Genomic DNA, 15883 nt, shown 5'->3' with positions numbered 1-15883 from the left:
TAGTGGCGTTACCGCTCATCGAGGAACTCTCCAACGAGGAGTCCAGGAAGGACACCGACGAACCACGTCGGGGTTCTTCCTGGCTCCGCTACCTCGGGCTAAAAGCTGGCGGCACCGCGATCTCCTTGGTGCTGGTGGTCATCCTGGGATTCTTCGCCTTCCGCATTCTGGGTGACCCGATCAAGAGTCTGACCGAGGGCCGTAACGTGTCCCTGGAGCAACGGCAGATCCTGATTAAGCAGTATGGCCTGGACCAGCCATTGCTGGGGCAATTCTGGCGCTATCTGACCGATCTGGCGCAAGGCAAGCTCGGCGATTCCTATTACTACTCGAAGCCAGTTTCCGCGCTGATCTGGGAAGGCCTCGGGCCGACCCTGCTACTTACTGGAACCGCCGCGGCACTCTCCATCGTGCTCGGGCTCTGGCTCGGCCAACGTGCAGCCTGGAAACGCAATAGCGCCTTCGATAAAACACAGACCGGTCTGGCGCTGATCTTCTGGTCGGTGCCCACCTTCTGGCTGGGCTTGCTGCTCCTGCTGCTGTTCTCCGGTGGCCTGCACTGGTTCCCCTCGGGCGGCATGGTCACTGCCGGCAGCAATCTAACCGGTTTCGCCTACATCTGGGATGTCCTGCGGCATATGGTGTTGCCGGTGCTGACCATGGTGGCAGTGGTCTATGCGCAGTACCTCATGGTGATGCGCGCCTCGCTGCTTGAGGAGATGACGGCTGACTACCTCGTCACCGCGCGGGCAAAGGGACTCCGCGAAGACCTGGTTCGCCGTCGGCACGCGGTGCCGAACGCGCTACTTCCGACCGTCACGCTGATCTTCCTCACCATGGGCGGTCTGGCGGCCGGAGCAGTCACCGTGGAAACCGTGTTTTCCTGGCCTGGTCTTGGCCTGATGACCTTCAAGGGCCTCTCCACCCCTGACCTACCGCTGCTGCAAGGAACCTTCGTGGTGTTTTCTTCGATAGTTATTTTGATGAACTTTATTGCCGACATTGTCTACCGGCTCCTCGATCCACGGCTGCGTGCCGGATGAGCGCCAGCAAGACCGTCAATGTGGCGGCCGCACGACGGCTGCAGCGGGCCAAAGAGGTCTGGAAAGAGTTCGCGGCCACCCGCAGCGGACTGATCGGCTTGATCTTCCTGATCCTCGTCGTGGTAATAGCGCTGCTCGCACCGGTGCTGGCTCCGGCCGAGACCTTGGACGTCACCCTGATCAGCGCGCCACAGAATCAGCCACCCAGCTGGGCTTATCCGCTGGGTACTGATCCGGCCGGGCGCTCGGTGCTGGCAATGCTGATCTGGGGTGCTCGGATCTCACTCCTGGTTGGCTTTTGCGCCACCGTGGTCTCGATGGTGATTGGCACCCTGATGGGAATGGCCGCGGGCCACTTCTCCGGCGGTGTGCAGGCGGTCTTCATGCGGGTAATTGACTTCTTCCTGGTGTTACCGGGATTGATCCTGGCCATTGTGCTCTCCATGGTGTTGGGCCAGGGCGCACTGACCATCATTATCGCGATTGGGGTCACCTCCTGGGCGAGCACCGCCCGGCTGGTCCGCTCGCAAACCCTCACCGTAGAAGCCCGGCCCTATATTGAACGCAGCTGGGCGCTCGGCGCCTCAAACTGGCACATTATCGGCAAGCACGTGCTACCCGCCGTGATGCCCCTGGTGCTCGCGAACACCACGCTGACGGTCGGTTCTGCGATCATTGCCGAATCCACCTTGTCCTTCCTGGGCTTGGGTGATCCGGGCAGCATCTCTTGGGGCTCGATGCTGAAATCCGGTTTGGACACTGGCGCGGCTACCGCGGGCTTCTGGTGGTTCATCATGCCTCCGGGTATCGCTATTGTGCTGGTGGTGTTGTGTTTCACCCTGGTTGGCCGGGCGCTGGAGTCAGTCATTAATCCCACCCTGCGAGGTCGCTAATGCTCGGTCTAAGCTTCACCGATTACTCAGTCAACTACCGAACCCAAACCGAAGACGGTCCAGGCAACATCACCGCCGTCGATGGCGTGACGCTGGACATCGCGCCCGGTTCCACGGTCGGGTTGGCTGGCGAGTCTGGCTGCGGTAAGTCCACCTTGGCAATGTCGGTGCTGCGCCTGCTACCCGGCAACGCCAAGATCACCGGCACCGTGAAGCTGGGTGAGGACGAAATCGGTGCGATGAGTTGGGGCAAACTGCGTGCCGTGCGTTGGACTGAGGCGTCAATCGTTTTCCAAGGGGCCATGCACTCGCTCAATCCGGTCCGTAAAGTAGCTGATCAGATTGCCGAGCCGCTGCTGATTCACGCCAAAGAAGTGGGCAGCAAATATCGCGAGGAACCGGCCCGGAAGGCCCGGGTGAAGGAGTTGCTGGAACTCGTCGATCTGCCAGCGGTGAAGGGGGCCAGCTATCCGCATGAGCTTTCGGGCGGTCAAAAGCAGCGCGTCATGATCGCGATGGCACTGGCCTGCGATCCGGAATTGATTATCGCCGATGAACCGACCACCGCGCTCGACGTCGTGGTGCAGGCCCAAGTTCTCAACGTGCTCAAAGACCTTGTCGCGTCAAGGAATCTCTCCTTGGTGATGATTAGCCACGATCTTTCAGTGCTGGCGGCCACCTGCGAACGAATTGTGGTGATGCAACACGGCAAGATCGTGGAAGATGGTCCCTCTGCGCAAGTGATGAAGGATCCGCAGCATCCACACACCAAGGCGTTGGCTTCGGCCTTCCCACTGATCGGCGATCCGGCATCTCGGCAGCAGTTACCCACCTACACCGCCCCGCGCGAAGCCATCGACCCGGCCACCGAGCGGGCTACCGTCTTAGAGGCCCGCGATCTCTCGGTGAACTTCGGCGGCCGAGAAGGTCTGGTCAGAGCGGTACGGAACGTCAATCTGAGCTGCAAGCAAGGCGAGATTGTCGCCTTGGTTGGGCAGTCCGGTTCCGGTAAGACCACACTGGCCCGGACCATGCTGGGATTGCAAAAACCAAGCAGCGGCGAAATCCTCTTCCGTGGACAGCCCCTCGATCAGCATCGCAAAGCGCTCAAGGCCTATCGAAAATCGGTGCAGTTCGTACTGCAAGATCCCAGCGCAGCCCTCAACCCGAAGCATTCGGTCTACGAGGCAGTAGCTGAGGGACCACGTCTACACGGATTGCCCGGCGACGAACGAGAAATTGTCGCCGAGGCGCTGCGCAAGGCCGAACTTTCACCCCCGGAGCGTTTCCTGACCGCGATCCCGCAAGAACTTTCTGGCGGGCAGCGGCAACGAGTAGTTATTGCCGGCGCGCTGGCGCTCGACCCTGAATTTCTGGTTGCCGATGAGCCGGTAGCCAGCCTAGACGCTTCGGTGCGCGCCGAGATCCTGGCATTGCTGCTGCGATTGCGCTGCGAACTGGGCCTCGGTGCTTTGGTGATCACCCATGATCTCGGCTTGGCCTGGAACATTGCCGACCGGGTAGTGGTGATGTACCAAGGCGAGATCGTCGAGGAAGGCGCGGTTGAGGATGTACTGCTGAACCCGCAGCACGACTACACCCGCAAGCTGCTCAGCGTGGTGCCGACCAATAATACGGTGCAGCGTTGAATCCTCTGGGGCCGCTCTCACCCGGAGATCGGGTTGCGCTGATTTCGGCTTCTGGACCGCCCACTCAGGACAGTTATACCCGGGGGCTGGCGCTGATTGAATCCTGGGGTCTCAGACCGGTGGTGGGCGAACATTTACATAGTCCGCATCCCCGTGCTAGCTACTTGGCTGGCCCTGACCAAGGTCGTGCCGAGGATTTACAAAAGTCTTGGCAGGACCCCGAAATCGCCGGTATTTTCATGGTTCGTGGCGGCTACGGTGCCGTCAGGGTCCTTGATTTACTTGACGTTCCGGCGTTAAAAGCTGCCGCCCCCAAACCACTTTACGGCTCCTCCGATGTGACAGCTATCCATGAATTCTGGGAGCATCAGCTGGGTATCCCGAGCTGGTTCACGCCGATGGTGGCGACCGCCGATTTACTCGACGACCCGGCCGCTGTCGAAAGCCTTCGGCAAGCCGTGTTCGTCCCCGCTACCGGTCGGGTTTTCAGTTCACCACGCGCCGAATCATTGCTTCCAGGTACCGCCCGAGGCACCCTGACCGGCGGTAATCTCAGCCTGCTCTGTATGACAATGGGTGCGCACGGTCAGCAAAAACCCTCGAACCAGGGGAAAATTGCCCTGCTAGAAGACGTCACCGAGGAAAGCTACAAAATTGATGGCTACCTGCAAAACCTGCTCCGCGCCGGCTGGTTCGATGACATCAGCGGCATTGCCCTGGGCTCCTGGAAAAACTGTTCGGAACTAAGCGACATCAAAGCGCTCTGCCAGGAATTACTCGGGCCGCTGGGTGTGCCGATAATCTGGGAGTTGGGCTTCGGTCACGGCCTGGCCGCGCAAAGTATTCCGCTCGGCGTTCCCGCGGAATTGATCGCCGACGACAACCCCCGATTGGTGCTCTGCTGATGAATCCACTGCGCTCAACAATAGAAACGCTCCTGCAAGCAGCAGTCGCTGACGGCGTCACCCCCTCCGCGGTTTGTGCGGTGGCCCTCGATAACGAGGTGCTGGTACCCGTTGTGGTCGGTGATGCGGTGCGGTACGGTGCGGACGGCACCGAATTGCCGGTTGAGTCTCGCATCAAAGCAACTGTCGAGACGCAGTACGACCTTGCTTCGGTGACTAAAATTTTTACTACTCTGACCGCGCTCAGTCTGGTAGACGAAGGCTTATTGCAACTCAGCGAACCCCTCGGCCGCCATCTCCCGCAATATCGCAGCGCCGCTAAGGGCAGAGTCACGCTGCGACATTTACTGACGCATACCTCGGGCCTGCCCGCGCTCTGGGAAGGCTGGCGGGAGGCCTTAGAAACTGGGCGGGGCTTTGACCGCGAGGCGTTGATCGGCGACCTGCTAGAGCTCGAACTGCTGCACGAACCGGGCAAGCATTTCGAGTATTCCTGCGCCGGCTTCAACACAGTGATGGCGCTCTGCGAATTGATCACCGGTAAAGCCTGGGCAGAACTGGTTCAAGAGCGGGTACTGGACCAGCTGAGTGCAGCTCAGCTCAGCGGCGCCCCGGTTTTGGAACAATGCGCGGCAACCGAGTACCAGCCGGAACTGGGCCGTGGCATGATCCGCGGGATTGTGCACGACGAAGCGGCTTGGGCGCTGAGCGGCGGCACCGCGAGCAGCTTGAGCGGCAACGCCGGAATGTTCGGCGACGCCAGTTCACTGCTGAGCCTCGGCGAGGCGCTTCGTACCGGTTTGGCCAGCATCCTCTCCCCCGAGCTAGCCGAGGAAATGTGGCGACCCCAGGTGTCAACGGAGGTGATTTCAAGTAGCGGCATTGATTTTGGCCATGGCTTAGGTCTGCGGATCGCGCAGCGCAGCTGGGTCGGAGATCATCCACAGGCCCGTGGTCACAACGGCTTCACCGGCACCTCCCTCCTAGTGGATAAAAGCATCGGACTCAGCGTGGTGCTACTGACTAACCGGGTTCACCCGCGCCGCGAACTCAGCGATGTACAAGCCCTTCGCCGCGCAATTTCGGACGCCTGTTACCAGCACTCGGCACGCTCGAACACAATCAGCGAGGAAGCTTATGGCACTCAGCTCTGACTACAGCGACGGCGTTCCCCGACTCGCCTATTGCCTAACTACTCTCGACGGTGAGGTGCTCGCCGAGCGGAACGCGACAACAAAGTTTTACTCGGCAAGCACTATCAAACTGGCGGTATTGGTAGCCGCCATTACCGCGGTAGAAGCCGGTGAATTGAGCCTGGATCAAGGGTTGGTTTCCCGTCACACCTTCAGCAGTCAAGTGGGCGGCAGTTTTTCCTTTGAGCCGGAAGAATACGACGCTGGGATGGCTGCGGAAGGCCTGAGCATGAGCCTGGCTGAGGTGCTCGGCCGGATGATTTCGGTCTCCTCCAATGAGGCGACCAATATGGTGGTCGAACTGCTCGGTTTTCCTGCCGTAATGGCGGCTTTGCGGCGTTGCGGCGCTGAAGACTCCAAGATGGAACGCCTAATCGGTGATATCGCGGCGCTCGAACAGGGGCTGAGCCATGAAGTCACCGCCCGGGATTTGTGCAAGATCTTGCAAGCCATCGTGACCGGGAAAGTAGCCAATGCCACACACACCGAGCTCATGCTGGGCTGGCTTCGAGCCCAGCAGTTTCCGCTGATCGGCCGCGAGCTAGCGGCGCTAGACAGCGACGCAGATTGGGGCTCCAAATCCGGTTGGGTGACTGGCATTCAGCATGATGTGGCTTTTGTGCTGCCCGCAGCAGCCGCCCCCGGCGAAGGATATCTGCTGGCTGTCTGCACCCGGGCCTACGCCGAAGCGGATGCCACCGAAACCATTCAGACGCTCAGCAGGGCGTTACTCGCCGAGCGGATTAGTTAGTCCGCGCACTCCAGAAATACCGAGCCCGGGAGCGTCTGATAACAGGATCTGTGATCCCCGATACTCAGCACCACCGAGAATCGGAGACTCCCGCAGCCACAAACCGCCATCGAGGTCTTGATCGTCTTCCGGCAGCAAAGCGGCCAGCGTGGCTGCGGCGGAAATACCGACGTGACTCTCCAGCATGCAGCCGATCACCACCCGAAGGCCCTCAGCCCGGGCATAGTTCAGCATCTCCACCGCCTGGCTCAAGCCACCGGTCTTGGCCAGCTTGATATTGACCATCGGTGCCGCGCGAAGCCGCAAAAGCTCGAGCAGATCGGACATTGTCCAGATGCTCTCATCAGCCATCACCGGGGTCTCAACCGCCCGGCTGACCTCGGCGAGCCCTGGCAGATCAGCCGCCACCACCGGCTGCTCTACCAGGCTCAAGTTAACCTCGCTGTCCTCCAACTCGCGGATCACCCTGATCGCCTCCGCGACTTCGAAAGCCTGGTTGGCATCCGCCCTGAGCACCGGCCGCGGCCCAACCGCCCGGCGCACTTCACGCAGAGCTGTCACAGCATCGTGCTGAGCGTCGATCTTAATCTTCAGGCAACCGAAGCCCTGTTCGATAAGAGCCACCGCTTTCGGCACCAATTCGCTCGCCTCAGCCACAGAAAGCGTCATATCGGTGCGCACCCTTAAGCTCTGTGCACCGAGCTGCCGGGCTAGAGGTTCCCCCGCTTGCTGCGCTCGGAGGTCGTGCAGGGCACAGTCCACCGCCGACCTGATGGCAGCCGGCTGCTCGCTAAGCTGCAGCGCAACCAGCGCTTCGTCAAGGCTGGGCGCGGCCTGCAGCAGCTCGCGGAGTGGGCCTTCAATACCCCGGATACTGGCCTCAGCTGAAACTCCGGTCACTTTGCTGACCGGAGTTTCCCCCCAAGCGCTGCGGCCTTCCGCATCCATTAGCCGAACTAGCACGGTTTCCAGTTCGGTCGCGGAGCGTACCGCGGTGGTAAAAGGGTTCGCCAGAGGAACCCTGAGCCGGTGAGCGCTGAGGGAAAGCTGCGCGGAAGCTGATGAAACTATGCCGAGTACCCCTTCGGTGGGATCAGGCTGGCGAGCTGATCGAAACTCAGCCAGTAGTGATTATTACCGCCGAAATTAGCCGGATCGGCAATGTAAACCTGCCAGGTATCGGGGTTGTAACCGATGATCGTGAAGTAGTGGTAGATCGTCTGGTTGGACGGGTAGCCGGGGGGCTGGTTTCCGGGAGGGGCCACGATGTTTGCGACAATCGGGTAATTATTGTTGATATCCAGCACGATATCGTTCCAGAGCAGGGTCTTTTGAGCCTGGGTGGGCGGATCGTTCGGCATGTTCTTGGTCTCGTACCAGCCGGTACCCAGATAGTTGTTCAGCACCCCGGTCACCTGACCAATATAGTCGGTGCCGTTCACCGTGGTGCCGAGGGCATTGGCCAGGGTCTGCTGACTCGGTGGCGCTATTCTGGCGGAGAGCGCAATCCGGGTGGCTGCCGGTCCGCACCAATAGCCGGTGGCCTGGGCCTGGTACTCGTGGTTAAGTACTTTCCAGTTGGCAGCCTGTGCCGGCGCCGCGGCAGCAACCGCCGCAGCCGATCCGGCGGCTACCGCAAGAGCGGACCCAACGCCGGTCTTGAGCAGCGTTCGTCGATCGAGATTGATGGTCATCTTATTCCTCGTCTACTAGATCTTCAGGTGATCCCAAACAGCGGAGTGTTGCCAATCTACCTTTTTCTTACAAGATTGGTCAATGATTTTCATAGACGGCTGAAAACAGGGCAACGTCTAGTCACGCTGAAGCCGCACCGAGGAACTCTTAGCCCCGAGCAATATTAAAACCCGTCCCGGCCAGGTACATTTAGGGGGAACCGTGGCAGCTTTTCGTCACGAAAATTCGCTGGAAGGAAGCACTTGAGTATCCAATCGACGATTTTGGCAGCGAAGAGTTCATTCTCCCCGTCGATGACCCGAGTGGCCGATGCGGTGCTGACCAATCCGCGGCTCGTGCTAGAGAAAACCATTACCGAGCTTGCCCAATATTGTGACACCTCGGAAACCACCGTGGTGCGTTTTTGCCGTGGCATCGGCCTTGCCGGATACGTGCAACTGCGCTTCGAGCTAGCCACCGAGATTGGCCGGGAAGCCGCCCAGTTCAGCGCCGGAGTAGGACATGGCGCCGATCTGAATTCCGGCAATACCTTGGTTGACACGGTGGCCCGCATCGCCTTCGCCGAGGTGATGAGCATCGAGGAAACCGTTGGCACCCTCGATATGGACTCGCTGACCAAAGTGATCGACAGCGTAGATAACGCTCGGTCAACCCTGCTCTTCGGCATTGGCGCCAGCAATCTTGGCGCACAGGATCTGCGTCGGAAACTACAACGCATCGGCCGCGTCGCCCTGGAATTTTCGGACGCCCATGATGCGGTCTCCTCGGCTTCCTTAATGACCGCAGACGATGTCGCCATCGGTTTCTCGCATAGTGGGAACAGCTACGAAACCGTTGAGTTCCTCAAATTGGCGAAGGCAACCGGCGCACTTACGGTCGGAATCACCAATGTTGGCAGTTCTAAGCTCGCCAAGGTGGCCGACCAGTTGCTGCTCACTTCAGCGCGTGAAACTACCTTCCGAGCCGGTGCAATGGCCAGCCGAATCGCGCAATTGGCAATGGTCGACTTTATCTTCGCCGGAGTCGCCGAACGAAGTTACGATTCCTCGGTGGCGGCCCTCAAAGCGACCTTCGACTCAGTGGCCCCGCTCAAGAAGAACCGCCGCACAAGCTCCTGATCAGCAGCAGTCGCTCCCGAAGCTTAATGGTTCTTAGCAACATATTTTGAATTTTTTGGTAAATTTTTTCCAAAATAGCTGGCGCTCAGCAAGTTCACAGGGTGTACTGGTGTGGACGGTTTCACTGCATCTGTCCAAGAACCGTCAGAAAGGCGTTCGAAGATATGTTGAAACTTTCACGATTCAGAGCTCTAACGCTGATCGCCCCGTTGGCGTTGAGCGTGGGCTTGGTGGCAGCAACCTCGCTGCCCGCCCAGGCAGCCCCCACCGGACCGGCAGGTATCGATGTCGCCAGCCATCAAGGAAATGTGGACTGGAACGCGGTCAAGGCCGCCGGCGTCCAGTGGGCCTATGTCAAGGCGACCGAAGGCAATTACTACCAGAACCCGTACTTCGCGCAGCAATACAACGGCGCCTATAACGCCGGCCTGATCCGTGGTGCCTATACCTTTGCCACCCCGAATGACTCGTCGGGAGCGAACCAGGCGAATTATCTAGTGGATCATGGCGGTGGTTGGTCGGCAGATAATAAGACTTTGCCGCCAATGCTAGATATCGAGGCTAATCCCTATGGCGCTATGTGCTATGGACTCAGCCAGTCTCAGATGGTGGCTTGGCTGCACGACTTCAATAACACCATCCATGCTCGCACCGGGCGCTACCCCACCATTTACACGGCAACCAGCTGGTGGACCCAATGCACCGGCAATAGCAATGAGTTCAGCGAAAGCGCCCTCTTCATCGCCAGCTGGGCAAGCACGCCGGGGACGCTCCCCGCGAGCTGGAGCTACACCACCTTCTGGCAATACGCCGACAGCGGCCCCTTGCCGCCAGGTGGCGATCAAGATCTCTTCAACGGCACCTCGGCTGGCCTGCTAGCCTACGCCAACGGCCATCCCTAAGCACTAAGCACTTCACTACCCGTCGAGTGTCGAGATCTGGGGCCTAAAATCAGGTTTTAGGCCCCAGATCTCGACACTCGACGGCGTTAATAGGGTGCAAGGTGAGGTATTGAGGGTTGAGCGAAAGCGCTCAGCTTAGCTCTCGGAGCACCTGGATGAGCAACTCTCGCTCGGCGACCTTAATGCGCTCGTGCAGGCTCTCCTCGGTATCGTCTGCCAGCACCTCGACGGCACGCTGCGCGATAATGGGCCCGGTGTCCACCCCGGCGTCGGCGTACATCACAGTGCATCCGGTGATCTTGACGCCATAGGCCAACGCATCACGGACGCCATGCGCACCCGGGAATGACGGCAATAAGGCCGGATGAGTGTTGAGATAGCGCCGCGGGAACGCCTCGATGAACTGTGGCCCGACGATTCTCATAAACCCCGAAGAAATCACATAGTCCGGCCGATAAGAACTCACCTTATCGAGCAACGCGGCATCCCAGTCGGCCCGCTCGGCATAGGCTTTGAAATCCACCACAAAGGTATCCAGGCCAGCCGCCGCAGACCGCTCAACGCCATAGCTACCGTGCCGGTCAGCGCCAACCGCCGCGATCGAAAGATCAAGCGAACCCGCCGCAATAGCATCAATCACCGCCTGCAGATTAGAACCTGTTCCGGAGACTAAAACAACAATGCGCATCCGCCATCACTCCGCTTCTTCAAAGGGTTCAAAGTCTTCAGCTAACCCGGCCCGCTGCCGTGCACCCTCTAACCAGGGAGCCACCAGAGAGCCAATAAGCACACCCAAAGCGACCTCGCACGCCACCCAGAACGCAGTGTTTAACGGTTGCGGGCCAACCTCGGAGAGCCTACCAATGCCCGCCGAACCTCCGGAGAGCCATGCCAATACGGCGGCCAAAATTCCGGCACCGAGCCCTACCAGTAGAGCCAAGGAAATCGTCGAAAGGCTCGCACTCAACCAACGCTGAGGCACTTTGATGGAGAGCCACTCGTCGAAGTGATTCTCGCCTTCACGAAGAAACCACCAACCGGCGAGTAAACCAGCCAGCACCGGCACCGCTAAGGCAAGCACACCCCAGCTGAGCTGCCCCACCGGTAGCGCCCCCAGCAAGGGGATGGCGGGTAGTGGCGCCACCGAAGTGCCGAGCGGGCCAACGCTTGAGCCAATCCCTACGGCGAAACCGGAGCCAGAGCTCCAGGCCATCGTCCAGACCGCAAGGTTGGGAAAGTAACCGAGCTGGGCAATGGTGAGCGCAGCACCGCCCACCGGGCCGGTCTTCAATCCCTGATAGACAGCAACCACATCGGCCCAATGCAGGGCCAGATTGACGGCAAAGATCAATGCTGAGATACCCATCAGAACGATAACCGCCAGGAATCCGGCCTTGACCACTGACCAAAGATAAGAACCCGCCCAGCGTGAGCGCTGGCTGAAGCGAGCCATCCGCTCAACCGTGTCAACGCCGATCAGTCGACCCCAAGAACCTGCCTCCCGGCGGGCACCAATCACCAATCCCAGGGCGACCGGAATCAACGGCACCAGAGTCGCCATCAACAGGGACGCAGAGACGTTGTGGTCGCTGCAAATGTAACCGGTGGCAAAGCCCAGCGCGGCATAGATAAGCAAAGCCCCGCAAAGCGCCTGCCAGAGCTGATCGGTGTAGGACGCCCGCGCAAGTCGGCGGCCAGCCCGCCAAGCGAAGAAGAAAGGGATCAAGGTAAGACCGAAAGGAATCAGACTTAGCAGGCCGCTGTGCAATTCGGCCGAGGATGCCCCGGTCGCAACGCTGATCTGCAGCGGCACGCCATGCACTAGCAGCCAGGCTTGTCCGGCCAGCCGCGCCGCCGAGTCGAAGGGCTGGTTGCCAAAACCGTTTGAGAAGTAAACTGCACCGACCGGCACAATCATCAGCGCGGCCACAATAATGGCGAGTTGAGCCGATTCGAGGACCCCTTGCAGCCAGAGGGGCATCGGAATGCCGCGTTGACCGCTCTGGCCTCTTGTCAGTTTCATCAGAACTATGCTGCCATGTTTGACCGCGGTGCCGAATTGCCCTCGCCGCTGAAGCAGCGAATTCTTCGAATCCTCACACCGAGTGCACTTCCCATTCCTCGGCAGAGCAACTAGGTTCGACAGTACGAATACAGATAGGGAACATCATGGGAATCCGACTGAGTCACCTGGCGCTGCGACTAGCGAGCGGTGCTTTCATCCTCAATTCCGGCGTAAACAAGCTGAATCTCGATGCTGAACATGCCGGGCAATTACAGCAGACGGCGATCAACGCCTTCCCACAGTTGGCCGATCTCGAACCAGAGAAATTCGGCAAACTCCTCAGCTATGGCGAGCTTGGCCTTGGCGCGGCCCTGCTGGCACCTTTCCTGCCGAGCAGACTGGTCGGATTGGCTCTCACCGGTTTCGCCGGTTCGCTGGTTTATACCTATTTGAAGACCCCTGGGCTCACTCAAGCTGATGGTTTCCGACCAACCCCGCAGGGCACCGCTTTTGCTAAAGATTTCTGGCTGCTCGCGATTGGTTTGGCTCTACTGCTGGATCGCAAAAAACAGAAAAAGTCAGCTCAGTAGCTGAGCGGGCGGACCGGCTATTCCTTAGTCACCGACTGTCCGGCCGAGCAGCTTAAAGCAGTGGGCTGGGTCACCGATTTATCGGTGACCCAGCCCACTGCTTTAACCCGGAGGATTACCCTGGGTGCTAGCTATTAGCGCGCTTACGCCCGGTGATCATGTTGTAAACCAACAACACGATGATCGAGCCGACGATCGCTAGTAACCAGGTTGGCAAGGACCAGAACTCGGTGAGTGGCTGATTGAAGATCAGGCCTCCGAGCCATCCCCCAAGCATGGCCCCAATAACCCCCAGAATGAGGGTGGCAATCCAGCCGCCGCCCTGCTTGCCCGGCAAAATCAGCTTCGCAATGGCGCCGGCGATCAGCCCCAAAATCAAGAAACTAAAAAATCCCATCTCTGCCTACTCACTACCCGATAGGGTGTTGACCGTTGTTGTTCACAGTTATTGTCCACAGGCTTGTGGCCTGTCCATTAGTAAGTCGTTGCTCGCAAACAAAACGTCACGCGAAATAGAGACTTTTAATTCTGCTCGCCGATATTGGCCAGCAGTTGTTCGAAAGGCAGCGATTCCATGCTGCGGCTTGGACGCCGCGGCGGATTGCCGTGAAGCGCCTCAGCGAACTCAGCCGCAGCTTGGGAAACCCGCTGATTCAGCCCGGCATCGCCCCAGTCATCGGGAGCCGCATAAACCCCGGTCGGCACAATTGCGGCCCGCAGGTAACCAAAGAGCGGCCGCAGCGCGAAATCGATCACCATAGAATGCCGGGCGGTGCCCCCGGTGGCGGCCAGCACCACCGGGGTGCCCTGCAATGATTTCGGGTCTACCAAATCGAAAAAAGACTTGAACAAACCACTGAACGATGCCGAGAATACTGGCGTCACCACGATCAGCCCATCGGCGTCCTGCACCGCACCTATCACTTCCTGCAGCGCCGGCGGGGCATAACCGGTCACCAGGTTATTAGCTATATCGACGGCCAGGTCACGGAGTTCCACGAGCCGAATATTGCTCTGCTCACCCCGTTGGGCTAGCTCGGCGATGCTGGCAGTCTGCAGCTGATCAGCCAATAACCTGCTTGATGAGGGCGATCCCAGACCCGCTGAGATGACCACGATATTGCGTTCCACCGCATCCCCTTAGTCCATACGTTTGCATACATATCCACAAACTGCGATAGCCCCGAAGTTATTCCACAGCAGCTTCTAGGACGATGCAGTTATCGACCAGGCTCCGCCTCAGATCGCGCTACAGCTTAGGCCGACATAGTGAATTGATAGCTAGCCGGAATTGGCTGTCCCGGCAGCACCTGGCGCCACAACTCGGCTAGTGAGTTTTCACCCTCCCGAATGTCTGCCACCAGCAAATCGCTCTTGAGTAGTTCAGCGGCTTCTTCGGGCCGCCCCAGTGCGGCCAATATTTGCGCGGCAAGGAAGGCCAATCGCCCCTTTGCCGCCAGCTCAGCAGGGAGCAGAGCAGAGCGTTCCAAAAGCTGCCAGGCTACCGTCGGCTGGGATTTTTGCAGCAGAGCTGTCAAGGCCTCAATCAGCAACGCCCGATTATCCGGCTGCACCGCGCAGGCCGACAGATAGTGCCCAGGATTCTGCTCGGCGATCGCCAAACCGCGCCAGCCGAGGGCAAGCGGCTTCACTGCCAGAGCTTGCCGATAATGCTCGGCGGCCGCCTGCTGATCACCCACTCCTTGACTAATGATCCCGCGATGCAGCGCAATTTCCGCGGGCTCGCCCGTTGCCGCAGCCAGCAACCGGTCCCAGGCGCCACCCGCCACATAACTATCCGCACCGGCAAAAATTCCTTCGCTGAGCAGACGGAGCCAAGGCCGCTGAGCAGCCGAGATGGTTTCCGCGGCGAAAGGCGTACCGTCCGCCTGCCAGCTGGCTCCCTGTTGGCTTCGCAATTCAGCCTCCAGGGCTCCCCAGCCCGAGCCATTGAGAATGTGCCGCTGCGGTTCAAGCTCCGCCCAAGCCAGCCACCGTTGGTAGCTTTCGGACAACTCAGTTTCGGGCAGAGCCTCGGCGAGACGCCGCTGGGCATGCGGCACGGCAATCGACCAGTCAGCATGCGCCGGCCCAGGTTCAAGATCGGCATTGCCATAACATTCCAGCCAAGACCAGCTTTCTCCGGCGGGCAGTTCCAGGTTCTCAAACTGAGTCTGGGCCAGCCCGGCCTGGATCTCGGCATAGTTCCCACCATCCGGGCTGAGCCACCGCTGCCAGCGTTGGCCGCCCTGACTTTCACCCCAGACGAAGAGTTTGCGGCCGCGCAGTCGCTCGCTGGAGAGCATTGCCAGCCCGTCTCCTTCGGCGTCACTGGCAACAATCCAACGACGCTGCGCGGGTTCAAGATCAAAGAAATAGTCAGCAGCGACGCTATTGCGTGACGGCCAACTGGCATCGACGCCGTCTAGGTCCTGCGGGCTACGCCGTTTTATGCCGTGCTGATAGTCGCTGGCGAAAGCGCTTTGCGCCGGAGCAATCACTCGGGTTTCCGCGGTCTGTGGCACCGCAGCATTGCTCCACCAGTAGATCGGCACAGAATGCGGATTAGGGTTGTTGATCCGCACCGCGAGATGCAGGAAAGCCGAGTCCTCCGGCAACCAGGCGTCGATCTGAAAAATGACTTCACGGAGCCGGTCGAACTCCCACATCCTGAGCACTTCCTGACCTTCGGGGGTGGTCAGTATTGCCGTGTGCAGCGGCGAGCAGGTACTTGGCGAATGCCCGCGGGTGCCGATATTCCACTCAATGCCGCCAGCAAACCAGGCATTGCGCAATGCCAGATTCCCAAGCTGAATCTGCGCGGGCGTGTGCAGCAGATTCTTGCCGGTGGCTTTGTCCGTCAGCTCCCAGAGCCTGCCGCCGAGTTCGGGCAAGAACTTAGCTTGCAACCGTGCATTTTCAAGCGTCACCACGGTTTGCTCAACACTTTGCAAAACCCGCGAGTACTGGTCCTGAAGTTGATAAGGATGCAGCGTCGCCGGATGTCCGTAGCGTGAGTTTTCAATAATCTCGGCCGGCACCTCACCAGTGATCTGATAAGGGTTCTCCAAGGGCTTGCCGAGGTTCGGTAGAGGGTTGAGCGGGCCGACCGGGGCAAGGCTCATCGGAAGCTTCTCTA

Annotated in this window: 16 protein-coding genes; 9 read left to right on the top strand and 7 right to left on the bottom strand. The window is 59.5% G+C overall.

Annotated features, from left to right (window positions below; genetic code table 11):
* Nucleotides 1-2: 2 nt before the first annotated feature.
* The 6 genes from UM93_RS16710 to UM93_RS16685 are packed head-to-tail and all read left to right on the top strand — an operon-like array spanning nt 3 to nt 6434.
* On the top strand, nt 3-1043 hold the full coding sequence (locus UM93_RS16710) for an ABC transporter permease (RefSeq protein ID WP_199921782.1): 1041 nt from the start codon (nt 3-5) through the stop codon (nt 1041-1043).
* Nucleotides 1040-1936 carry an ABC transporter permease gene (locus UM93_RS16705; RefSeq protein WP_045076591.1) on the top strand — a complete coding sequence of 299 codons (897 nt, stop codon included), beginning with the start codon at nt 1040-1042 and terminating at the stop codon, nt 1934-1936. The genes UM93_RS16710 and UM93_RS16705 overlap by 4 nt, the downstream gene beginning before the upstream one ends.
* Nucleotides 1936-3585 carry a dipeptide ABC transporter ATP-binding protein gene (locus UM93_RS16700; protein WP_045076590.1) on the top strand — a complete coding sequence of 550 codons (1650 nt, stop codon included), beginning with the start codon at nt 1936-1938 and terminating at the stop codon, nt 3583-3585. Before UM93_RS16705 ends, UM93_RS16700 begins: the two co-directional genes overlap by 1 nt.
* Nucleotides 3582-4490, top strand: a complete 909-nt coding sequence (locus tag UM93_RS16695; RefSeq protein ID WP_045076589.1) for a S66 peptidase family protein — start codon at nt 3582-3584, stop codon at nt 4488-4490. The genes UM93_RS16700 and UM93_RS16695 overlap by 4 nt, the downstream gene beginning before the upstream one ends.
* The gene (locus tag UM93_RS16690) at nt 4490-5644 is read left to right on the top strand and encodes a serine hydrolase domain-containing protein (RefSeq protein WP_052663866.1); all 1155 of its coding nucleotides are present in this window, start codon (nt 4490-4492) and stop codon (nt 5642-5644) included. The genes UM93_RS16695 and UM93_RS16690 overlap by 1 nt, the downstream gene beginning before the upstream one ends.
* Entirely contained in the window at nt 5628-6434 is an 807-nt protein-coding gene (locus tag UM93_RS16685) for a serine hydrolase (protein ID WP_045076588.1), read from the top strand. Before UM93_RS16690 ends, UM93_RS16685 begins: the two co-directional genes overlap by 17 nt.
* On the opposite strand, the gene UM93_RS16680 is transcribed toward UM93_RS16685, so the two are convergent.
* The gene (locus UM93_RS16680) at nt 6411-7448 is read right to left on the bottom strand and encodes a mandelate racemase/muconate lactonizing enzyme family protein (protein WP_267884347.1); all 1038 of its coding nucleotides are present in this window, start codon (nt 7446-7448) and stop codon (nt 6411-6413) included. The two genes, UM93_RS16685 and UM93_RS16680, sit on opposite strands and share 24 nt — an antisense overlap.
* Nucleotides 7449-7501: 53 nt before the next feature.
* Nucleotides 7502-8128 carry a C39 family peptidase gene (locus UM93_RS16675; RefSeq protein ID WP_045076586.1) on the bottom strand — a complete coding sequence of 209 codons (627 nt, stop codon included), beginning with the start codon at nt 8126-8128 and terminating at the stop codon, nt 7502-7504.
* Between the two features lie 243 nt (nt 8129-8371).
* Here UM93_RS16675 and UM93_RS16670 point away from each other — a divergent pair, with 243 nt between their 5' ends.
* Both UM93_RS16670 and UM93_RS16665 read left to right on the top strand, forming a co-directional pair.
* Nucleotides 8372-9247: a MurR/RpiR family transcriptional regulator gene (locus UM93_RS16670; protein ID WP_045076585.1), complete on the top strand. Its 876-nt coding sequence runs from the start codon at nt 8372-8374 to the stop codon at nt 9245-9247.
* A 164-nt stretch (nt 9248-9411) separates the two neighbouring features.
* The gene (locus UM93_RS16665; RefSeq protein ID WP_045076584.1) at nt 9412-10149 is read left to right on the top strand and encodes a lysozyme; all 738 of its coding nucleotides are present in this window, start codon (nt 9412-9414) and stop codon (nt 10147-10149) included.
* A gap of 130 nt (nt 10150-10279) precedes the next feature.
* Here the strand turns inward: UM93_RS16665 and purN are convergent, their stop codons facing one another.
* Nucleotides 10280-10837: a phosphoribosylglycinamide formyltransferase gene (gene purN / locus UM93_RS16660; protein WP_045076583.1), complete on the bottom strand. Its 558-nt coding sequence runs from the start codon at nt 10835-10837 to the stop codon at nt 10280-10282.
* Between the two features lie 6 nt (nt 10838-10843).
* The gene (locus UM93_RS16655; protein WP_045076582.1) at nt 10844-12172 is read right to left on the bottom strand and encodes a cell division protein PerM; all 1329 of its coding nucleotides are present in this window, start codon (nt 12170-12172) and stop codon (nt 10844-10846) included.
* 146 nt (nt 12173-12318) lie between these two features.
* Between UM93_RS16655 and UM93_RS16650 the strand changes: the two genes are divergently transcribed.
* Entirely contained in the window at nt 12319-12744 is a 426-nt protein-coding gene (locus UM93_RS16650) for a hypothetical protein (RefSeq protein WP_045076581.1), read from the top strand.
* Nucleotides 12745-12871: 127 nt separating this feature from the next.
* Here the strand turns inward: UM93_RS16650 and UM93_RS16645 are convergent, their stop codons facing one another.
* From UM93_RS16645 to UM93_RS16635, 3 genes are all read right to left on the bottom strand, one after another.
* Complete coding sequence (locus UM93_RS16645; RefSeq protein ID WP_045076580.1) at nt 12872-13141, bottom strand: GlsB/YeaQ/YmgE family stress response membrane protein; 270 nt, start codon at nt 13139-13141, stop codon at nt 12872-12874.
* A gap of 125 nt (nt 13142-13266) precedes the next feature.
* The gene (locus tag UM93_RS16640) at nt 13267-13875 is read right to left on the bottom strand and encodes an FMN reductase (protein WP_045076579.1); all 609 of its coding nucleotides are present in this window, start codon (nt 13873-13875) and stop codon (nt 13267-13269) included.
* Nucleotides 13876-14000: 125 nt separating this feature from the next.
* Entirely contained in the window at nt 14001-15869 is a 1869-nt protein-coding gene (locus UM93_RS16635; RefSeq protein ID WP_052663863.1) for a DUF5107 domain-containing protein, read from the bottom strand.
* Nucleotides 15870-15883 lie beyond the last annotated feature (14 nt).

The organism is Psychromicrobium lacuslunae (assembly GCF_000950575.1).
GTDB classification, from domain to species: domain Bacteria; phylum Actinomycetota; class Actinomycetes; order Actinomycetales; family Micrococcaceae; genus Renibacterium; species Renibacterium lacuslunae.
The sequence above is the reverse complement of the archived record's forward strand: the minus strand, read 5'-3'. Positions and strand labels throughout refer to the sequence as shown.